This is a genomic window from Halomonas sp. S3-1-1 (assembly GCF_023757625.1).
Taxonomy (GTDB): Bacteria; Pseudomonadota; Gammaproteobacteria; order Pseudomonadales; family Halomonadaceae; genus Vreelandella.
This window is the reverse complement of record NZ_JALGBZ010000001.1, coordinates 792,566-813,579: the sequence shown is the minus strand read 5'-3', so window position 1 is coordinate 813,579 and position 21,014 is coordinate 792,566. Positions and strand designations below refer to the sequence as shown.

Below are 21,014 nucleotides of genomic sequence, written 5' to 3'. Positions count from 1 at the left end.
GTGCCCCAAGGAGAGACGCGATGTATACCTCGACTCTGCTGGCTCGACTCGAAGAGCAACTGAGCGCCTCGCTTGGCGAGTGGCGCTTGCCTGCCGACACCCACATCGAGCTTCTGACCACCTCGGAAAACGCGACGTTTCTGGCGCGCTGCCCGCGGACCGGGCGCCGGTACGTGCTACGCCTTCACCGCCCGGATTACCACAGCCGGGAAGAGATCGAATCGGAGCTTGCCTGGACGGCGGCGCTGCGCGCCGACGGGCGCATCACGACACCCGCGCCGCTGCCGACCACCGGCCGGAGCCCGGTCGTCACGTTCGACCTCGACGGGCAGCGCTTTCACGCGGTGGCCTTCGAACACCTGCCCGGTGACGCCCCAGCCATGGACGACACGCTGCCCGCCTGGTTCGAAAAGCTCGGCGCCCTCACCGCCACGCTGCACGACCACAGCCGGCGCTGGGAGCCGCCTGCGGGCTTCGTGCGCAAGCGCTGGCATTTGGATTCGATGATCGGCACCGAGGCGCTCTGGGGCGACTGGCGCCGTGCGCCGGGACTATTAGACGCCGATGAGCGCGCAATCGACCAGGCGATCGAGCAGATTCACCGCGTCATCGACACGTATGAGGCGCGCGAAGAACGCTACGGGCTCATCCACGCCGATCTGCGTTTGGCCAACCTGCTGGTCGAGGGTCGCGAGCTGGCAGTGATCGACTTCGACGACTGCGGCTTTTGCTGGTACGCGTTCGATTTTGCCGCCGCCATCAGCTTTTTCGAGCTCGACCCGCTGATTCCAACGCTTCGCGAAGCGTGGATTCGCGGCTATCGGCGCGTTGGCGACTTCGATGCCGAGGACGTTGCCGCGCTCGACACGTTCATCATGATTCGCCGCATCATGCTGAGCGCCTGGCTTGCCACCCACGCCGACAGCCAGGCCGCCCAGGCGCTTGAGAAGAACTTCATTGCGGGTACCGCCACGCTCGCGCGCGCCTACCTGAGCACCGCGCGCGACGCCGCTCGCGTTTGAGGAGACCACCATGAGCGATACCCGCGGCATTCTCGACCAAAACGCGTTCCGTCTCGAGCAGCTCGACCCCAACGAGACGACGCTGGGCGAGCTGGTGCAAAAGCGCCTGGCCACCGTCGGCCCGACCTCGATGCTCTTTTATGAAAAGCCCCTGCACCTGGTGCGCGGCGAAGGCGTGTGGCTCTTCGACGACCAGGGCCGGCGCTATCTCGACATGTACAACAACGTCCCCTCGATCGGCCACAGCCACCCGCACGTCACCCAAGCCGTGGCCGCGCAGATGGGTACGCTCAACACCCATACGCGCTATCTGCACGAGGGCATTCACCGCTACGCCGAGCGCCTGCTGGCCACCCTTCCCGATTCGCTTTCACGTCTGGTACTCACCTGCACTGGCAGCGAAAGTAACGACCTGGCGCTGCGCCTGGCGCGCCACTGGACAGGAAAACGCGGCGTTATCGTATCGGAAGCGGCCTACCACGGTAACACCGCGGCGGTGACTGAGGTCTCGCCTTCCTCCTACAAAAAGGGCGCCCCGCCGGACAGTGTTTACGTGATCCCCATTGCCGATATGTTAGGCACCTCCGACCCCGCCGCCTGGTTTCAGGCGCATGTGCAGCGCGGGGTAGAAATGCTGGATGCCCGGGGTTACGGCTGCGCCGCGCTGCTGGTGGATTCGATCTTCTCGAGCGACGGCATCGTCGCCGACCCGCCCGGCTTTATGGCGCCCGGCGTTACCTGGCTGCAGGCCAAAGGCGGGCTGTTGATCGCCGACGAAGTGCAGCCCGGTTTCGGGCGTACCGGCGCCGGCATGTGGGGCTTTTCCCGTCACGGTGTGACGCCGGATATCGTGACGATGGGAAAACCCATGGGCAACGGCTTTCCCATGGCGGGGCTTGCCGCGCGTGACGATTTGCTGGCGGCGCTCAATGCCGAGGTGGGCTACTTCAATACTTTCGGCGGTTCAACGGTGGCGGTCGCCGCCGGCATGGCGGTACTCGACGTGCTGGAAAACGAATCGCTGATCGACAACGCCAGGCGCCAGGGCGACACCCTAAAGGCGGCGCTGGCAGCACTCGTCGCCCGCTTCGAGGCGATTGCTGCGGTGCGCGGCGCGGGGCTGTTCGTCGGTCTCGATCTCGCCACGCCCGAGGGCGCCCCCGACGCGGCGCTGACCGCTCGAGTGATCAATTCGCTCAAGGAGAACGGCGTGCTGATCGGGGCGGCGGGCCGCTTCGGCCATACCCTAAAGATTCGCCCGCCGCTGTGCATTAACAATGAAGAGATCGCGCTGTTCGTCGAACAACTCACTCACGCACTTGAGGTGACCACGCGTTAGTATCCCGCCTTCGCTGGCTCGGCCAGACGCCGTGCCTGCCGGGTAATCATGATAAACAGCAACGCGCTCCCCACCAGCAGCAGCGCACCAAAGATGCCAAACGCCATGCGGTGGCCAAACGCGTCTATCAACCAACCTGTCGTCACCACGGGCAGGCTGAAACCGATGTAAGCCAGCAAAAAGAAACCGGCGCTGGCCTGGGTGGTGCGCTCGCCAGCCCTGGCCAGTACGCCGCTTAGACCGCCCAGATAAATAAACCCGTAGCAGGCGCTGCTGGCAAAAAACGCCCCCAAGAGCACCGCCAGCACGACGCCCTCCAGTGTCCCCCAAATAATGAGAGAATAAGCAATTGGCAGTACCACCAACCCACGCCGGACGGCGCTTGCCGGGGAGAGCGCGCGAGTCCAAGGCTGAAACAAGACGCCGGCACTGCACACGCCGAAGACCGCAAAGCCGCTATACGCGCCCAGTTGATGGGTCGCAAGCGCTGAGGGCAGAATAGCGATTACAAGCCCAACGGTACTCCAGGCAAGCAGTATGGCAAGCCCAAACGCGAGCGCTCCCGGCGGATAGCCGGGTAGGCGCAGCATCGAAGAGCCGGTCTGTTGACCGACAGGCACAGGGCTGGGCAGCTTCATTACGCCGGCCAGCGCCACCACGCCCGCACCAAGGGCAAGCCCCAGACTCCAGGGCGCGGCCTGCGGCGAGTAAAGCAGTGCCACGCTGGTCAGCGCAGCGCCAAGGCCAAACCCCAGGGCGCTACTCAGGGTCACGTAACCCAGCGCTTTTTGCGAAGGCTCGCCGCGCCACAGCCACTGCATATAGCCTGGCGCGATGCTGGACACCAGCCCCATGGCAACGCCCAGCAGCCAGCGTGCACAGCCGAGTGTGATCATGGAAGGCACAATGAGCATCAACAGCGTCGCGGCCAGGCTGAGCAAAAGCGCGGCGACGATCAGCGCCTTGTAACCCACCCGCTCAGCCAAGCCGTTGAGGCCAAACAGCACCGGAATAACGCCCGCCACGTAGCAGGCAAAGGCCACCGTGGTGGCCGTTACGCCCACCCCGGATGCCGCGGCTAGACGCTCGTAAAGCGGGGCGTAAAGATTGACCGCGCTGGTCACCATGCAGACTCCCAATGCCAAGCGCAGCGCGCGATTCTCTCTCATGGGTTCGCTTCCTCGATGGCTAAAGAAAGCTACGTTCTCACCTCGAACCTCGCTGAGTAAGATACACTGCGGTTTGTTTTCAAAGCACTGTACAGGCGTATTGGAGGAACAGTGGCATCGACGGGCAACGCATGAAACTCATCCTGGATCGCGAGGGCAGCACCCCTCTCCCGCGTCAGCTCGAGACCGGTATCGTTGAATGGATCGATCAACACAATCTCGCCAGCGGCTCTCGCCTTCCGTCCATTCGCCAGTTGGCCGGCACCCTTGGAGTCAGTCGTAACGCGGTGATCGAGGCCTACGAGCGCTTGGTGGCCAGTGGCCACGTGCGTGCCAAACCCGGCAGCGGCTTTTTCGTGACCACGCCGAGTCGCGATGCCAGCCCGTTTCGGGAGATCACCAACGGTCTGTGGGGGCTTTTCAATCAGCAAGATGAAGCGCTCAACCTGGGCTGCGGCTGGCTGCCCAGCCACTGGAGGGAAAGCAGTGATCTGACCTACGCCGTGCGACAAGTAACCCGAACGGACCGCTCGGCGCTGCTTGATTACGGCACGCCCCATGGCTCGCCACATCTTAGGGCGCTATTGCAGGAGCGCCTGCGGGCGCTGGCGATTCACGTCAACGCCCAGCAAATCGTCACCACCGCCAGCGGCAGTCACGCGCTGGATCTTCTGCTCAGGCTATTGGTAAAGCCCGGCGACACGGTGTTCGTGGAGTCGCCGGGCTACTACAACCTCTTCGGCCTTCTGCATTTGCACGGCGTTCGCGTTGTTGGGGTGCCGCGCTTGACCGATGGGCCGGATATCGAACACCTGCAAACGTTGTTAGAGACCCACCGCCCCACGCTTTTTTACATCAATAGCGTGTTTCATAATCCAACGGGCAGCACGCTCTCTCCCGCCGTCGCCCATCAACTGCTACGCCTGGCCGAACGACACGGCTTCAAGCTGATCGAAGACGATATCTATGCCGACTTTCAGTCCACCCCGAGTACGCGGTTGGCTTCGCTGGACGGTTTGAATCGCGTGATCTATCTGGGGAGCTTCTCTAAAAGCCTTTCCGCGTCACTGCGCGTGGGGTTTATCGCCGCGCCGCCTGCGCTTGTCCAGCCGCTGGTGAGCATCAAGATGCTCACCAGCATCGTGGGCGCGCCCTTTGCCGAGGCGGTGGTGGCGCTAATGCTTGAAAATGGCAGCTACCGTCGACTGACCGAGCGCTTGGCTACCCGTCTCGAACGTTATATGGGCGAGGCAATCCAGCTACTACTTCATCAGGCGCGTTGGGAAATATTCACCGCGCCGACAGGCGGGATGTTCGTATGGGCGAAACCGGCCGGGAAACATAGGACGAGACTCGATGAGCTCGCTCGCGACCACGACATTCTCTTGTCACCCGGACAGCTTTTCTATCCCGACCAGGAAACAACACCTTGGCGACGGCTGAACGTCGCCTATATGAAAGACGCTCGCGCCTTGAGGTTTTTCCAAGCCTTTTAATGAGTTCGGGCACACGGTGAGATGCCCAATAACGTTGCGCAAAAACATCTAAAAAGCGAGCGTTGCTCACTATAAGCCTCCGTCCTCAGCTCACCAGCGCTTTCAGTTCGTCAACCAGTGTTTTGGGGAGCGTTACTCCGTTTCGTAGGCTGTTCTGGCGCGCCTCGAAGCGGCGCTGGGAAGGAAGCCGGGCGCCCTGGCCCATAATCCTGTCGAACAGCGCTTCGGCGTGCTCCAGATGCTGCGCCGCGTGCTCGCCTAGAAACGCGTCTGGAGACAGCGCCAGGATTAGCTCGCCATGAAACGGTTTACCGGTCTGTTCGGCGTTCGCCGCTTGAGTTTCATGGCCGAATACGTCACCGATCAGCGGCCCGGCCAGCAGCTCGATCATGGTTGAAAGCGCCGAGCCCTTGTAGCCCCCGAATGTGCGCATGGCACCGGCCAGCGCGGCGACAGGGTCGGTTGTTGGATTAGCCTCGGCGTCCATCGCCCAGTGATCAGGAATGTCCTTGCCCGCACGCCGATGCAGTTCTATTTCTCCGCGCGCCACGACGCTGGTGGCAAAATCGAACGTATAGGGCGAGCCGCCCGGGCGCGGCCAGGAAAAGGCGATGGGATTGGTGCCCAAAAGCGGCGCAACGCCCCCGGCCGGCGCCACGAAGGCGTGGGTCGGGGTCATGGCGATCGCCACCAGCCCTTCGCTTGAAAGCGCTTCGACCTCGGGCCACAACGCTGAAAAATGAAAGCAGTTGTTGATGGCAAGCGCCGCCAAACCGCTCTGACGCGCCTTTTCGGCCAGCAGCGGCTTACCCATTTCAAAGGAGAGCAATGAGCACCCCTGATGGGCGTCGATGCGCAGAACCCCTGGCGCCTGATCCACGATGCTCGGCTGGGCGTGAGTATTCACTGCGCCGTTTCGCGCGGCCTCGACGCAGTTGATCAGCCGGTAAAGGCCGTGGGAGTGACATTCGTCACGCTGAGCGGCCAGCACGCTGCGCGTAATGGCGTCGGCGTGGGCCTGGCTATAGCCGTGATGCTGGAGAACGGTCAGGCTTAAGGACTTCGCCTCCTCAAGCGACAAGGTGATCGTTTCGCTCATATGGTTTCTCTCCTGTTGGCTATGGGTAATCTGGAAGCGCAGGATCGATGTGCACATCAAGCCACTCATCGGCGCGTACGTAAAAGTCCAACAGGTTCAACTATTCAACGGGTGTTTCAATCTCGTTCGCAATTGTTCCAAATAAGCCAGCCCAAGCTTCGAGCGAGATTATGCGGCGGGTATCGAAGTCTTCTCAGTTAAGTGCATGTGTTAATGACCGTTCGCTGGTCGACCAAGAACCTGCCCTTCCAATGGCATGGCCGCTCTTTGGATAGATTCCATTAGGGCGTCACCCTCAAATGCATCTACTTGTATGTATAGTAGGTCTTATAAGCACGGTTGAGATGCTGAAACATGGCGGCGTTGGCCGCCTTGGCATCTCGTGCCAGAATCGCTTCGAGAATATCAGCGTGCTCTCGGCTCACTTTCGCCAGATACTGATGGGTCGTCTGCGTATCGGCTTGAACCGACATGAGCTTTGCCCGCGGTATGGTGCCTACATCCCACTGCTCATAGATCGTCACGAAAGCCGGGTTGTGGGTGGCTTGCGCGATAGCCGCGTGAAAAGCAAGGTCTTCGTCACGTGCCTGTGTGGCATGCTGGCAGGCCTGAACGAATTCCTCATGCAACCTGATAAGACGCTCCTTGTCTTCATCATCGTGACGCCTGGCGGCCAACGCGGCAACTTCGGGCTCGATAGTCAACCGCAGCTCGAGAATATTCAGAATGTCCTCGATCGTTCGCAGCCGTATTTTCTTCTCGGGTGCGCGGGTTTCGGGTGTAGAACGCAAGACCCGCGTGCCGATCCCCCTACGGGTTTCAACCAGCCCCTGCGATTTCAGGTGAGTGATGGCTTCACGTATGACGGTACGACTTACGCTGAACATGTCGCAGAGTGCGCCTTCGGGCGGCAGCTTGTCCCCTACCGGAATTTCCTCGCGTGCGATGATATCTTCCAGCTGTTGAGATACCTGTCGCGACAGGCTGCCACCATGAACCAAAGGTTCTATGCCCAGCTTTTTCATTCTTGTCCGACTCTCACTTGAAAACTGAAATTCAGGGTTTTATTGCGCCCTCCCTCATGTTCGATACTATATCGTATTTGCTGCAGTTTTTAATCATACATATGACGATCAGTCATCGGGATGACTGGCCGACGCGAACTTCCCGCCTTGGTAAACCACCTCAGCGGCATCAGCGGCCGGAACATCGCCCTTGGCCTCGACCTCTTCGCGCCACTGCTCGGAACTGTGCTCGGGTTTCCATCCCAGAAATGAAACCAGTTGGTTGTCCCACCACTGCTCGGCGTTGTTTGATGCGCCGTAGATGACGGTATTGCCAAGCTTGGGTGCCTGAAAGGCCCGCTCGAACATACCCATCAAATCCTCGACGTGAAGCCACGTCGCTAGCATCCGAGTATCGGCGGGTTTGGGAAAGCAGGATCCAATACGTACGCTCAGCGTCTCGATGCCAAATTTATCGTGATAGAGGCTGGCGAGGTCTTCACCAAAGCACTTGGAAAGACCGTAGATGGAGTCCGGGCGATGCGGCACTTGAGTGTCGATCTTGCGAGTGCGCTCGTAGAAACCAATGGTATGGTTGGAGCTTGCGAAGATGATGCGCGGTTTGCCCAAGTGACGCGCGGCTTCGTAAAGGTTGTAGGTGCCGATGATGTTCGCCTGTAGGATGCCCTGCCAGGGTTTTTCGAGCGATACACCGCCCAAGTGGATAACGCCATCGCAACCGTCGAGTAATGCCTTGACGCCTTCGTAATCGGCCAGATCACACGTGACAACCTCTTCATGAGAAGCGGCGTCGGCGATATCGGAGATGTCGGAAAGGCGAACGTTTTTAGCAAGCTTTTGAAGATAAGGACGAATCGCCTTGCCAACACCACCGGCGGCGCCCGTTACCAATAATCTGTCGAGCATCGTGATCTCCTTCGGTTTTTACGTTTGAAATCGAATCGTATTGAGCATTAAAAGTCGTAGAGCAGTGCCGGATTATCGACCAGGATTTTCTGACGCGTTGTTTCGTCGGCCCAATCCAGCAGAATATCCAGCTGTTCGGCGTCACTTGGGTACTGCTCACGCTTGACGCCGACGTGCGGCCAGTTAGAGCCCCAGATGACGCGATCCGGCGCGTGGTCGATCACACGCTTGGCGATGGGCGATACATCGGAGTAATCCGGCCCGCCGGTCAGGCTGGTTTCATAGGCACCGCACAGCTTGAACCAAGCGTTACCTTTGTCGATCAGACGCAGGATATCGTCGACGCGCCGATCATCGGCGTCTACCGGATCAATGAACTTGCCGATATGATCAATAATGTAGCGGCCCTCGATCTTTTGCAGTTCATCGAGGTAGTCGGGCAAATCACGGCCGTTAAACTGCACCATCAAATGCCATCCCATCCCCTGAATGACTTTCTCGACGGCCAGCATGTGGTCGATTCCTACTGCACCGCCGGGGAGTTGCATGATGCGAGCGCCGCGTACTCCGAGCTCGTGAAGCCGCTCGAGCTCTTGTTGTGAAGTCCGTGGTGTTATGACCGCAATCGCCCGCGCCACGTCAGGGCCAAGCAGTTTCAGCGCCTGAACCAAAGCCTCGTTGTTCGCCTGATAAGCATTGGGCTGTGTTACGACCACCCGCGAAAGCCCCAGCCAACGCTGCAGTTCCCGGTAGTTCTCCACCGTTGCGAGCTCCGCGATGGCCGGCCCTCCTTTTTGGGCTTCAAAGCCCGCCAGAAAGATATGGGCATGGCAATCGGTTGCGCCCGCGGGTGCTTTTAAACGCGGAGCGGGACCAGTTAACGGTCGGGTATTTTCTGGAATCGACATCATGGCTCCTGTTGACTTAATAATAATCGCGACCTGGTTTTAACTTTGTCGGGCAATGTCGATCAGTCTGGAAAGTTGATCACGCTCTGACGACGTCGGCATCACCAGCGGCGCTCGTACTTGTCCGGCCGGTTTACCAATGATTTCCGCGCCTAGCTTGATCAGGCTGACGGCGTAGCCTCTTTTCTGATCGCGCAGTTCCACAAAGGGTATGAAGAAGTCCTGAGTAATTTTTTTGACGGTTTGATGTTCGCCGGCTCGCAGCGCTTTATAGAACATCGAAGCCATCTCAGGTACGAAATTAAACACTGCTGATGAATACGTGTTCACGCCGATCGAGAGGTAAGCTTCGGCAAATATCTCAGCGGTAGGGACACCACCGATATAGGCGAGCCGATCGCCCACGGTTTTGACGATTTTGTTCAGCGCCTGGATATCGCCTTTGCCATCCTTGAGCCCGATGAAGTTCGGGCAGGCGTCTGCCAGCTTTTTGACAGAGGCGGCATCCAGGACGCCGTTACCGCGGTTATAGTAGATGACGTTCAGCGAGGTGCTGGCGCAAATCGCGCGCGCGTACTCTACCAACCCGTTCTGGGGACATTCGGTAAGGTAAGGTGGCATCAGCAGGATACCGTCAGCGCCGGCCTCTTCGGCGATTTTCGCTTGCGCCTGGGCCTGCTCTACGCTTTGACCGGCGCTTGCGATAATAGGAAGCTTTCCGCCAATGGTTTCGACCGCCGTGGTGACGACATCGCGAAAATCATCAAGCGACAGGCTGAAAAACTCCCCTGTTCCTCCGGCAACGAACACCGCAGAAATGTCATGGCTTACAAACCACTTCAGCCGGTCCTGATAGCTTTCGCGGGCGAAACGCCCTTGACTATCGAAGTCCGTGACCGGGAATGAAAGCAGGCCATTTGAAATGGAGGCCAATGTTTTTTCACGTGAAAAATGCATGGAAGAAATTCCTACATGATGTCTCGTTGTGATACATCACACAACCATAAGGGGAAGCCAAAGCTGGATCAATATAAAACCGCTCCTGGGGATGTACCCCAGTCCCTTGCAGCCGATACAGACTATCCAGCCTCGACTCGCCAGGATACCGGATTCAAAACCTGTAGCTATAGGTCAGTTGCACCGCATCGTTGTGTTCACCGGCATTGAAGGAAGCCCCTTCACGGGTCTCATCCTTTCGCTTGTAAGTTACCGCCAATGTATTTGCCGAGTTGACCCGGTACGCTGCGCCGAACTCATGTTCCCAGCGGTCGCTGCTACCGGTATACATGCTGCCCGTGTCGCCGAGCACGTAGGCGTAGCTTGAGTTCCAAGCCAGGCCGATCTGATCGGTCAGCGCATAGCCGATATAGCCATCGATTCGATTGATGCGAGAGCGGTCTCCGCCGCCTTCGCTAAACGTCTGATACTCATAGCGATAGCGCGCCCCGACTCGCCAGTCGTCATTGACCCTGTAGTTGAGCCTGACCATGGGGCGCATGGTTTCCGATCCCGGATTGAACTTGTATTCGATCTTGGGCTGGATCGACCAGCGGTTATCTTCATCCAACGAATAGGTATAACCGAACCCGAACAGGTTTTCCGCTAATTCAGGTCTTCCGCTAACTTCATCCCTCCAGCGACGCTGATGCTCGAAAGCAATACCGATGTCGTTATCGAACACGTGCCCAACCCCGAACTTCACCTTGAAGTCCTGACTTTCTCGGAAGGTCTGCTCGTATTTGGTCGATATCGTTGTCGAGCTAGCGTAAGCAGTGCTACTCGAGAAAGCCGCAAGCGCAAGAAGTCCGATAACCAGCTTATTGTTTTTCATAAAAACCACCTTGTTGAAAAGTTTGTTGTTGTCGCGAGCGTTTTGGTCTAGCAAAAAATGACTCGTTGATATCATTTATGACGTATTACCTTTGAGGACACCCTCGCCTCGCGTTTTAAATTGATGATGCCCTCTTGGTGTTTTGCCTATCTGTAGGCGACCTGCCCCTTCTCCTCGGACTCTTTCATGGCTCGCTTACTGGATCGGGCCGAAAAGAGCATGAGCACTGCAGGAATCATGAGAAGTGCGCCGCACAACAGCATCACGAGGCGACCATTGGTGGAGTTGGGCAGTAGCGAAAGCCCCATGACCATGATGCTGCCGATCAGAATCAGACGTCCCAGGATGATTTTCTGGCCATAGTCCACCGCATCGGCTGCAGGATCGGCATCGGTACTTTCGACAGGCGTTTCCCAGCGACGCCACATCTCCTCGCGCTCGGCCGCACGCTTTTCGGAGTGTGCTTCGGACTTGTAGAAGAGGCTGCTGAGCAGGAAGAAGCCGCCGGTGATAATAGCGTGTGCGCCAATGGCAAACGCGACGCGGAAGTCAGACCACTCGCGCGGGCTGATTTCCATGCCCATCACGCTGCTCACCAGCTCCGGGCTCAACCAGGCACCAACTGCGTAGGAAACCATGCAGCCCACCACGAGTGTTCCCCAGCCCGACCAATCCGGTGTCTTGCGCACGATCAAGCCGAGCATGGCCGGAATGGTAATCGGGAAGGTGATCAAGGCGCTGGCGGTTAACAGAATCTCGAACAGGCTCATGCTTTTGAGCGAGTTGATGAACAAACTGATACCGACGATGATGGCGCCAAAAATCAGCGTGACGATGCGCGAGACTCGCAGCATTTCCTGCTCGTTCGCATGCGGTTTGATAACCGAGAGATAGAAATTGCGTACGAAGAAGCCAGCGTTACGGTTCAGCCCCGAGTCCATGGAGGACATGCTGGCGGCAAACATCGCGGCCATCAAAAGTCCCAGCATACCGGCGGGCATGTATTCGCTGACGAACGCCACGAAGACCGCCTCATTGGCGCTGGCTCCCAGCATGCCAAAGTTCTGAGCGAAATCCGGATTGTAGGCGTGCATGAACCACGCCGGAAAGAACCAGACCACCGGTCCAATCAAGGCCAAACAAAGCGTGAACAGCGCGCCATAGCGTGCATTCTTGCTGTTCTTGGCGCACATGTAACGATAGCCGTTGAGCGTATTGTTCATCATGAAGATCTGCTTGATGATCAACATGAAGACCCAAAAGCCGAAGAGCCAGGCATATCCGTAGCCACTGCCGGTCAGGAACTCGCCGTCATAGCTCGAGACGATACTGCCGATGCTGTCGGTATTGCCCCAGGCTACGAAGAAGCAGACGAACGTCACCGACATGATGATGAGCATTTGGACGTAGTCGGAAGCCACCACGGCCCAGGCTCCGCCGGTCACCGACATCGCGACCACGGCGATGCCCGCCAGCAAGATGACCGTCTGAAGCGGCACATCGAACACCGCCGAGGTAATGATGGCAAGCGCACTCAGCCACGTGGCAGCGGATACCAGTCCATCGAACATGCTGAACCAGATAAACGTTTGTTCACTGGGCTTGCCGTAGCGCATCTTCAGCGCCTCTGCAGCGGTGACCACACGTAATTGTCTGAATCGCGGAGCGAAATAGACATAGTTGAGGAAGTAACCGGCGGCGTTGGCCATGAACAGAAAGATGATGGCAAAGCCGCTCACGTAAGCCTGAGAAGCCGCTCCCGTGAACGTCCAGGCGGAAAACTGCGTCATAAAGGCAGTCGAGCCGACCAGCCACCAAAGCATGTTACCGCCACCGCGGAAATAGTCACTGGTATTGGTGTTGAAGTTCTTGAACACCCAACCAATGACCACGAGAAAGACGAGGTAGATGAGTATTACCCAGACATCGATGCTCATGAAGAGCCCCTTATACTTTATTATTGGAACATCGGCGTTGCCGAATAGTGAAGCTGGCGTCTTGCAGTTTACGTTGTGACCGAGCCCTTGAAAGTCCCCGGGATCAGTAGCTTTCCAGCGTGTTGTCCCCGATATAATCGAAGTTGATGCTCTCACCCAGGCCCGGACGATCGGGCAAGTGAACGAAGCCTTGTTCGTCCATTTCATCGACAATGACGTTCAGATAACCCGGCGCTTCGTCGTAATCCAGGTGAGGATGCAGCAGACCGCGCTCATACCACTGACAGTTGGTAATCGCACCGACTACCGCCAGGTTGGGAGCGCCGTTGCCATGAATCTCGCAATCCATGCCGAACGCTTCGGCCAGGTGCGCGGCCTTGATACAAGGCGTGATGCCGCCACCGTTGGCAACACCGGCGCGCAATATGTCGCAGGCATTGTGCTGCACCCAGCTGGCGCGACTCTGATGCTTGCCACCGAGGGTTTCCGGCCCGATCACCGGCACATCCACCTGCTGGGTCAACCAACGGTAGGACTCCATGGAATCTTCGGGCATCGGTTCTTCGAACCAGGCAAAATCCAGTCGAGACAGTGCGCGCCCGACCTTCAATGCGTCCAGCCGGTTGTACCAGTGGTAGCCGTCCAGCATTAGGGCGATATTTGGCCCCACGGCTTCACGCACGGCTTCACAGGCGCGAATATCCATCTCTACGCTCGGAGCGAAGCTGACCGGCGGCATCCATGTATGCAGTTTGATCCCTTGATAGCCGCGCGCCACCAGATCCTGAGCGAAACGAGCGTACTCCTCGGGGGTCGATAAGCCGCCCGGGGTTTCATCGCCACACATGGTGCTGGCATACGCCTTGACCTTCGTACGGGCACCGCCCAACAGTTGATAGACCGGCACACCAAGCTGACGACCCGCTAAATCCCACAGCGCCTGATCAAGAATCGCCATTGCGCGGTCGGTCAACTGCGCACCGCTACCGCGCTGGCGAAGCCAAAGGTCCTGCCACACCATCTCGCGCGCGTGAACCGGCTTGCCAAGCGCCGCTTTCTTGAAATACTGCTCCACGATATAGGGACGAATCAGCTCTTTCGGCGCGAAGGCGTAACCCTTGCTGCCGTCGTCCGCCGTAACGCTGAGCATGGCGATCTGAGCCTCGCTGGGGTGGCCGGCATGGGCATGGCCCGCACTATCCCGCCCCAGCTTGGTTTGATAGCGAATGACATCGACGGAAATGGCTTCGATTTTCATATTTGCGAGACCCTTGTTTACGTTTGATTGACATCCAGCATTAAACCCAATGTCATACATAATATGTTTAATATTAAAGATACCTCACACTCACAACAATATAGACAATGGTATGAAACGACCGATGAACTACTTCCAATCGATAAATTTTTTTAAGAGCTGACAAGCCAAGCGCCCGAACTAGCGAAGACAATCAGATCATTTATATCGGCTGTGCCCATAGCGGGGATATTTATACCGCTGAGTTATCCATGGCGACGCGCAAGCATGAATATAGAGGTCATACACGCCTACCGATGCTCGAGAATGTTGATCGACCCCGCCTTTAAGATGCCTGGACTCGTCGCCAAACTTGCTCTACCAGCGGGCACCGGACCACGGAATATTGCCCATCATCCCGCCATGACCGTCGCTTACATCATCGCTGAGCACAACGGTACCATCAACGTCTTGGAGTACAGCGCCTCAGGGTTGAGACAGGTGCCAACAGACTTTATGCACGCCCAGCCAGCGCCTTTCGAGCGGCGGACATCCATGTCACGGCGAACGGGCGCTTCATTTATGCTTCAGAAAAAAGCGACATCGACGCTGCAGCTATTTAGTGCCCAATCCAATGGCACGCTCGAATTCGAGAAGCACTGCATTACTGAAAACCGCCCATGCAACTTCGCCATTACAAGCAATGATCACTATCTCGTTGCCGCCATCCAGTTCTCCAATCATATCGCAAGGTACCGTATCGACCTTGATACCGATGAGCTGACTCCACAGGATTGATTAAGCGTCGGTGATAGTCCCGGTTGGGTAGAAATGCGCTAAAAGCAAATCTTTTGAGAACATGCGCCCCTCATACTTAAAGCTAATTTTTGCCTCAAAACATACTATGTATTATTTTTAAAAGCTCTTAAATGCCGCCGTCAAGAGGCTGGTATACGAGGTACCGATACACGGCGCTAAAACAATCATAAACGCACAAGGTTGATCCATGATGAAAGTAGCCACGCTGGCCTGCACCCTTATAACGCCCGCCCTCATCGTCTCACTAGCCCAAGCCGAGGAAACATCAAACCTCGTCTGGCAAAGCACCACCTTCGGTCAGTCAACCGACCTGAACTTCGGCTCCACGATCCTTCCCGACAAGATAGGCACCAACGAGGTAACACACGATGACGCGCTCGTATCGCCGGGCGAACTTCTCGATTACGTGACGATAGAAAGCCGCGGGGGCAAACTGGCCAATTCCCATGAGGGAGGCACCTTCTACTACACGAGACTGCCAACCGACCAGAACTTCGTGCTCACGGCAACACTCACTCTCGAGCAGTTGGGGCCCGAGACAGGCGCCACGCCCAACCGTCAGGAAGGCGCCGGTATCATCGTGCGCGACGTGCTCGGTGCGCCACGCGCCAACCCACAACCCTTGGGTCATGAAGAGTTTCCCGCGGCCTCCAACATGGTCATGAATCTACTGCGCTCGCACACGCGAGAAAATGATGGGCTGGCCAACGCCACGGCGGTGTATCGCGAAGGCATTCAGGACCCCTGGGGCAATCCGGGCAACTTGCTAAGTAAGGAGGATTACTCCGAAGGATTGGATTACGGTGATCAGCGCAGCTACCGTATGAGCCTAGCGCGCACCGACGAGCATTTTATAGTCACGCTCGACGACGGCGATCACACCCATCGCCACGAACTCAGTGAAGCGCCCGCCAATCTGGTCGAGGTACAGGATCCAGACCACCAATACGTAGGGTTCTTTGCCGCTCGAAACGCACGGCTAGGCGTGTCAGATATCGCCCTCGAGCTTTCTGACGCCAATACCCGGCAAGCCGAGGCGTATCAGCCGCCGCAAACGCCGTTGGTCTGGTCCGTCGCCTCGCCAAAGGTCGTAACGGCCCCGGATTACACGCTACAGGCGCTGGCCAACTACGCCGGTACATTCAGCGTTGCCCAAGGGGGTGAACCACTCGGAGAGGTCCAAGCGGTCAAGGCCGGCCAGCTGTTTCGCCTGCCGATCGACGTCACTGAACCCACCGAGGTAGAGCTAACCTTCGAGCCCTCCGAAGGCCCGGGTAGCGCTCAAAGCACCACGATCATGCTAGAACCGATAAGCGTCGCCGACCCCTACGATCTTTACGTTTCACCCGATGGCCGTGCCGATCAGCCTGGAAGCCAGGAAAACCCGCTGGACCTTTCCTCGGCCATTGCACGCGTGGCGCCCGGGGGCACCATCCACTTGGCCGACGGCGATTACGGAGCGATCGAGATCCCCGTCAGCGCTAGCGGCTCTCCTAATGCCTTGAAAAGGCTGACGGGAGAAGACGCCAACGTACGATTTACCGAGATGGTGTCGCATAACGCCAGCTATTGGCAGTTGGATCATCTGGAGGTGGCTGGTGAGCGACTGATCGTCCACGGCAGCCATAACGTATTTGAGCATATCGTGACCCACAGCGCGCCGGACACCGGATTTCAGATCACCTCACCCGACGATGTCGGCCGCGCGCTCTGGGCGAGCCACAACACGGTGCGCTACAGCGAAAGTTACAACAATATGGACGCATCGGGCATCAATGCCGACGGCTTCGCCGCCAAGATGCGCATCGGTGAGGGAAATTCTTTCGACCACTGCCTTTCTCACCACAACATCGATGACGGCTGGGATCTTTTCAACAAGGTCGAAGATGGCCCCAATGGCGCCGTGACCATCACCAACTCCATCGCCTTCAACAATGGCCAGACGTTGGACAGACCACAAACCGGAGGCAACCTCGGCAACGGTTTCAAGCTCGGCGGAGAAGGCCTGCCCGTAGCCCACACCGTGGAAGGTAACCTGTCGTTCAACAACGGCATGGACGGCTTTACCGACAACTTTAACTCGGGGGCGCTTTCCATCGTCAATAATGTGGCGATCGACAACGACCGCTTCAACTTCATCGTTCGTCAAAGTCCTTACGGTGACGAGCTCGAGTCAGCCACCCTCTCGCGCAACGTGTCACTGCATCTCGTGAGTGAGAGCCAGTACAGCGATAGCGTGCATGGCGATATCAGAGACGATAACTGGTTCATTCAGGAGGGCGACTCACCCGGCGTCGCGTCGCCCTACGATGCGCAAACACTCGATGAGATCCAGACGCTCTTGCAGCGCGATGCCCACACCGCCTCGGAGCGGCGCGAGCGCGCACTGGAATTACAGCGACTGGTCTTCGACTGATCCCCCCAGCGCCCGACGTCATGACCTCGGGCGCTTTTTTTAGCGTCGGCCTTTTCTAGCGCCAGAGACCGGCGCGATTGAACGATCAAGGGAGGCTTCATGGCCAAAACAGTCCAGCATGAGGCGGTACTTCCGCTTTGGGACGAACGCCCGCCAGGCACACCGGCCGATCTGACGCCGGACATCGAGGAGCGCTCGGCTACCCCGTTTCGCGCGAACCGGGCGATGACCGGAATCGCGATGCCCGGTTTGACAGCATGGGTGCCCGAGCGGCCCAACGGCACATCGATCGTCATTGCCCCGGGCGGCTCGTACCGGCGGATCGTACTGGACAAGGAGGGGCTCGAAATCGCCAAGGCGCTGGCGCCGCTCGGCGTCACCTGCTTCCTTTTGAGTTACCGTCTGCCCGATGAGGGGCACGCCGGCCGTGGCGATGCGCCCTTGGCTGATGCCCAGCGCGCGATACGCTTGGTGCGCGCCCATGCCAGTGAATGGAACCTCAATCCGCAGCAGATCGGTTTCATGGGCTTTTCAGCGGCCGGCCATCTGGCCGCCTCGCTTGCCACAGGCTACGACAAAAACCTCTACACGCCACGTGAAGACGAGCAGGGCATTTCCGCACGCCCCGACTTCGTGATGCTGGTCTATCCGGTCGTCACCATGCAGGATGCAGGCGTGCATGCCGGCTCGCGCGACGCCCTTCTGGGCAAAACGCCTACCCCCGAGCAGAAGTACGCCCGTTCGCCCGAGGAGCACGTCGATACATCTACGCCCGAAACGTTCATCGTTCACGCCGATGATGATCCATCGGTATCGCCGGCGAACGCTGTCGCGTTCTACAGCGCCCTGCAACAGGCTGGTGTGAAAGCGGAACTGCATGTCTTTCGCGATGGCGGTCACGGCTTCGGGATCGCCGGGGCTGCCCCCCTGCCTGCCGCTGGGTGGCCAGACCTTCTGGCGGGCTGGCTCGATAGAATCGGCGCCCTTCCCGATGGCCACTCGCTCCTGGAGAAGACGTTATGAGAAGACTGTTGGCCTCGGCGCTGATGCTGGCAACGGCGCATACGGCGCTGGCGGAACCGCACGGTGTTACTGAAGACAACCTGCCGCTTTTCTTTGAGGCGCTCAAGGAGCGTATGACGTTCCCGCTCGCCTACGAAGGCGGTGACCCTGACGTCTGGCGCGAGCGCGTGCTGCCCGAGGTGCGCGCCAGCATTTTACCTTACACCGCTTCTCGAGCTTTCGATCCAGAGACCATCGACGAAGTGGATAGAGGTACCTATATTGCACGCCGTGTCGCCTTCAATATCACCGATGAAAGTCGCGTGATGGCGCTATTACTGATTCCCAAGGGTGAAGGGCCTTTTCCTTCGGCAATGATGCTGCATGACCACGGTTCGCGCTTCGATATCGGCAAGGAGAAATGGATCGCGCCCTGGTACGATGATCAGCGCCTGAGTTCGGCTACCGAGTGGGCAGACAAGTTCTTCTCAGGAAGATTTCCCGGTGAGGCGCTGGCCGAACGTGGCTACGTCGTGCTGGCCACGGATGCACTTGGCTGGGGCGATCGAGAGGGCAACGGTTACGACGCGCAGCAGGCGCTGGCAGCCAACCTTTTCAATCTGGGCTCATCGCTTGCGGGTCTGATAGCACTTGAAGATATACGTGCGGCGGCCTTTCTGGCCGGGCTTGCTGACACGGACCCCGACAGAGTGGCGGCGGTCGGCTTTTCGATGGGCGCTTTCAGAGCCTGGCAGGTCGCCGCCCTGTCACCGGATATCAGCGCGACGATCGCCAACAGTTGGATGGCGCAAAGTCGTGAACTGATGGTACCGGGCAACAACCAGCTGCGCGGCCAGTCCGCCTTCAACATGCTGCACCCTTCCCTGCTCAGACTCGTCGACTTTCCGGATGTCGCCGCGCTGGCCGCGCCTTCTCCCATGCTCGTCTACGCCGGCGAGGAGGACGCCCTTTTCCCGCCCAGCGCTGTCCAGGGCGCAATGGACAGAATGCGAGTCGTCTGGAGTGCCTATGACGCCGATGCCAACCTGACCACTCGCCTTTGGGAGAATAAAGGACACGTCTTTACCAGAGACATGCAGGACGCCGCTTTCGATTGGCTGGACGAGCAGATGAGATAAAGCATAGATAGGATGGCCCGCTCGATCCCCCTGAAAATTCACCATACGTGGCCGGCGCATCGCAATGCGCCGGTCAGCGCTTATTCTCGACTGAAGGCGTGCTGCAGAAGTCCTTTCGTATAGGGATGTGTGACATTGCCTTCGACCAGATCCTCTCTCGACACCACTTCGACGATCTCGCCGGCCTTCATGACGGCTACGCGTTCACACAAATGCGCGATGACGCCCAAATCGTGGGAAACCATCAGGTAGGTCAATTGATGGCGCCGGTGAAGCGAAGCAAGCAGATTGAGAATCTCGGCCTGCACCGACACATCGAGCGCCGAGGTCGGCTCATCGAGAAGAATGACACTTGGATTGAGAATCATGGCCCGTGCGATGGCGACGCGCTGTCTTTGCCCGCCGGAAAGCTGATGGGGGTAGCGAGGCAGAAACGTCTCGTCCAGCCCTACGTCCTTCAAGGCCTTTTCGACCCGCTCTGCTCGATTGGAGAGCCCTTTAATGACCAGCGGTTCGTTAAGTATCTTGCGAATGGTGTGGCGAGGATGCAACGCGCCATAGGGGTCCTGAAAAACCATCTGCATGGTGTTGCTACGTTCTTTCAACGAGGTGTCGGCAATCGACGCTCCTTTCACCTCGATACGGCCTTTCCAGCCCTTGAACTGGCCCGCCAAGCATTTGAGGATACTGGTCTTGCCGGAGCCGGACTCACCGACCAGTCCGAAGCACTCTCCTTCTCGAACGTTGAGTGTTATATCGCTGAGTATACGTTTATGCCGCGTAAGGCTAGAGACATCGAACGAAAGCGAATCAATCGAGATCATGTAAGGGGCTCCTGAGTAAGCCAAGCGGGATCGCGCGTCATGACCGGCAGGGTCTCCCGGCGATGTCGAAGGCTCGGCAGCGATTCCATCAGCCCCCGCGTATAGGGGTGTGAGGCGTTGGAGAGTTCGTCGGCTCGAATCGATTCGACGACACGCCCGCCGTACATAACCAGCACACGGTCGCAGAACTTCTTCACCAGGTTGAGATCGTGGCTGATGAAGATCAGGCTGATGTTCTTTTTCTCGATCAGCCTGTTCAGAATATTCAACACGTCCTGCTGCACGGAAACATCGAGCGCCGAGGTCGGCTCATCGGCGATGATGATGTCGGGCTCGGGAATGACCATCATGGCGATCATCACGCGCTGGCCCATTCCGCCGGATATCTCGTGGGGATATTGCCCGTAGACGTGCTCCGGGTCCGCAATACTCACCTCCTGCAACATGGCGATGGCGGCCTCACGCGCCTGACGTTTGGAGATGCGACGATGGACACGCAGAGCCTCGGCAATTTGGTCACCAACGGTCACCACCGGGTTCAGCGAAAACTTGGGGTCCTGCATGATCATCGAGATATGCTGGCCGCGCAGGGCGCGAATTTCACGCTCGCTGCAGGTCAGGATATCCGTCTCCTTGAAACGCAGCGTGTCGGCAGTCACCCGCGTAGAGGGCGAGTTCAACCGAAGAATCGCCTTCCCGACGGTGGACTTACCAGACCCCGACTCGCCCACGATCGCCAGCTTTTCGTTATTGAGCGTGAACGACACATCGCGCACCGCGTGCTTGTCACCTTCGTCTGTGCAAAACGTGACATTGAGTCGTTCTACAGATAATACGTTCATGGA

Annotated in this window: 18 protein-coding genes; 7 read left to right on the top strand and 11 right to left on the bottom strand. The window is 58.2% G+C overall.

Translation table 11 applies throughout. The features are described from left to right. Positions 1–20 precede the first annotated feature (20 nt). Together MQW23_RS03865 and MQW23_RS03860 are read left to right on the top strand one after the other, a co-directional pair. Positions 21–1,022 (top strand): phosphotransferase enzyme family protein, encoded by a 1,002-nt coding sequence (locus MQW23_RS03865; protein WP_252106498.1) that lies wholly within the window; start codon positions 21–23, stop codon positions 1,020–1,022. A 10-nt stretch (positions 1,023–1,032) separates the two neighbouring features. Beyond that, positions 1,033–2,361 carry an aspartate aminotransferase family protein gene (locus MQW23_RS03860; protein ID WP_252106497.1) on the top strand — a complete coding sequence of 443 codons (1,329 nt, stop codon included), beginning with the start codon at positions 1,033–1,035 and terminating at the stop codon, positions 2,359–2,361. Here the strand turns inward: MQW23_RS03860 and MQW23_RS03855 are convergent. Continuing rightward, a complete protein-coding gene (locus MQW23_RS03855) occupies positions 2,358–3,530 on the bottom strand; it encodes an MFS transporter (protein ID WP_252106496.1) in 1,173 nt (390 codons plus the stop codon). The genes MQW23_RS03860 and MQW23_RS03855 overlap by 4 nt on opposite strands. 131 nt (positions 3,531–3,661) lie before the next feature. On the opposite strand from MQW23_RS03855, the gene MQW23_RS03850 reads away from it, so the two are divergent. Next, positions 3,662–5,026: an aminotransferase-like domain-containing protein gene (locus MQW23_RS03850; protein WP_252106495.1), complete on the top strand. Its 1,365-nt coding sequence runs from the start codon at positions 3,662–3,664 to the stop codon at positions 5,024–5,026. An 85-nt stretch (positions 5,027–5,111) separates the two neighbouring features. Here MQW23_RS03850 and MQW23_RS03845 read toward each other — a convergent pair whose 3' ends face one another. The 8 genes from MQW23_RS03845 to MQW23_RS03810 form a co-directional block, all read right to left on the bottom strand. After that, positions 5,112–6,125 carry an Ldh family oxidoreductase gene (locus tag MQW23_RS03845; RefSeq protein WP_252106494.1) on the bottom strand — a complete coding sequence of 338 codons (1,014 nt, stop codon included), beginning with the start codon at positions 6,123–6,125 and terminating at the stop codon, positions 5,112–5,114. 305 nt (positions 6,126–6,430) lie between these two features. Then, a complete protein-coding gene (locus tag MQW23_RS03840) occupies positions 6,431–7,150 on the bottom strand; it encodes a FadR/GntR family transcriptional regulator (protein ID WP_252106493.1) in 720 nt (239 codons plus the stop codon). Between the two features lie 108 nt (positions 7,151–7,258). Further along, positions 7,259–8,056: an NAD-dependent epimerase/dehydratase family protein gene (locus tag MQW23_RS03835; protein ID WP_252106492.1), complete on the bottom strand. Its 798-nt coding sequence runs from the start codon at positions 8,054–8,056 to the stop codon at positions 7,259–7,261. 47 nt (positions 8,057–8,103) lie between these two features. Then, positions 8,104–8,964, bottom strand: coding sequence for an amidohydrolase family protein (locus tag MQW23_RS03830; protein ID WP_319022794.1), 861 nt, complete (start codon positions 8,962–8,964; stop codon positions 8,104–8,106). Between the two features lie 39 nt (positions 8,965–9,003). Then, positions 9,004–9,921, bottom strand: a complete 918-nt coding sequence (kdgD, locus tag MQW23_RS03825; RefSeq protein ID WP_252106490.1) for a 5-dehydro-4-deoxyglucarate dehydratase — start codon at positions 9,919–9,921, stop codon at positions 9,004–9,006. 154 nt (positions 9,922–10,075) lie between these two features. Beyond that, a complete protein-coding gene (locus MQW23_RS03820; RefSeq protein ID WP_252106489.1) occupies positions 10,076–10,795 on the bottom strand; it encodes an oligogalacturonate-specific porin KdgM family protein in 720 nt (239 codons plus the stop codon). Positions 10,796–10,941: 146 nt separating this feature from the next. Next, complete coding sequence (locus MQW23_RS03815) at positions 10,942–12,732, bottom strand: sodium:solute symporter family transporter (protein ID WP_252106488.1); 1,791 nt, start codon at positions 12,730–12,732, stop codon at positions 10,942–10,944. 103 nt (positions 12,733–12,835) lie between these two features. Continuing rightward, a complete protein-coding gene (locus MQW23_RS03810) occupies positions 12,836–13,990 on the bottom strand; it encodes an enolase C-terminal domain-like protein (RefSeq protein WP_252106487.1) in 1,155 nt (384 codons plus the stop codon). Between the two features lie 306 nt (positions 13,991–14,296). Between MQW23_RS03810 and MQW23_RS03805 the strand changes: the two genes are divergently transcribed. The 4 genes from MQW23_RS03805 (at position 14,297) to MQW23_RS03790 (ending at position 19,345) form a co-directional block, all read left to right on the top strand. Further along, positions 14,297–14,767, top strand: coding sequence for a beta-propeller fold lactonase family protein (locus MQW23_RS03805; protein ID WP_252106486.1), 471 nt, complete (start codon positions 14,297–14,299; stop codon positions 14,765–14,767). A gap of 208 nt (positions 14,768–14,975) precedes the next feature. After that, positions 14,976–17,204: a right-handed parallel beta-helix repeat-containing protein gene (locus tag MQW23_RS03800; RefSeq protein ID WP_252106485.1), complete on the top strand. Its 2,229-nt coding sequence runs from the start codon at positions 14,976–14,978 to the stop codon at positions 17,202–17,204. Positions 17,205–17,303: 99 nt separating this feature from the next. Then, entirely contained in the window at positions 17,304–18,227 is a 924-nt protein-coding gene (locus MQW23_RS03795; protein WP_252106484.1) for an alpha/beta hydrolase, read from the top strand. Beyond that, complete coding sequence (locus tag MQW23_RS03790) at positions 18,224–19,345, top strand: dienelactone hydrolase family protein (protein ID WP_252106483.1); 1,122 nt, start codon at positions 18,224–18,226, stop codon at positions 19,343–19,345. Before MQW23_RS03795 ends, MQW23_RS03790 begins: the two co-directional genes overlap by 4 nt. Before the next feature lie 80 nt (positions 19,346–19,425). Here the strand turns inward: MQW23_RS03790 and MQW23_RS03785 are convergent, their stop codons facing one another. Together MQW23_RS03785 and MQW23_RS03780 are read right to left on the bottom strand one after the other, a co-directional pair. Beyond that, entirely contained in the window at positions 19,426–20,169 is a 744-nt protein-coding gene (locus tag MQW23_RS03785; RefSeq protein ID WP_252106482.1) for an ABC transporter ATP-binding protein, read from the bottom strand. Continuing rightward, the gene (locus MQW23_RS03780) at positions 20,166–21,011 is read right to left on the bottom strand and encodes an ABC transporter ATP-binding protein (RefSeq protein WP_252106481.1); all 846 of its coding nucleotides are present in this window, start codon (positions 21,009–21,011) and stop codon (positions 20,166–20,168) included. The genes MQW23_RS03785 and MQW23_RS03780 overlap by 4 nt, the downstream gene beginning before the upstream one ends. Positions 21,012–21,014: the final 3 nt, after the last annotated feature.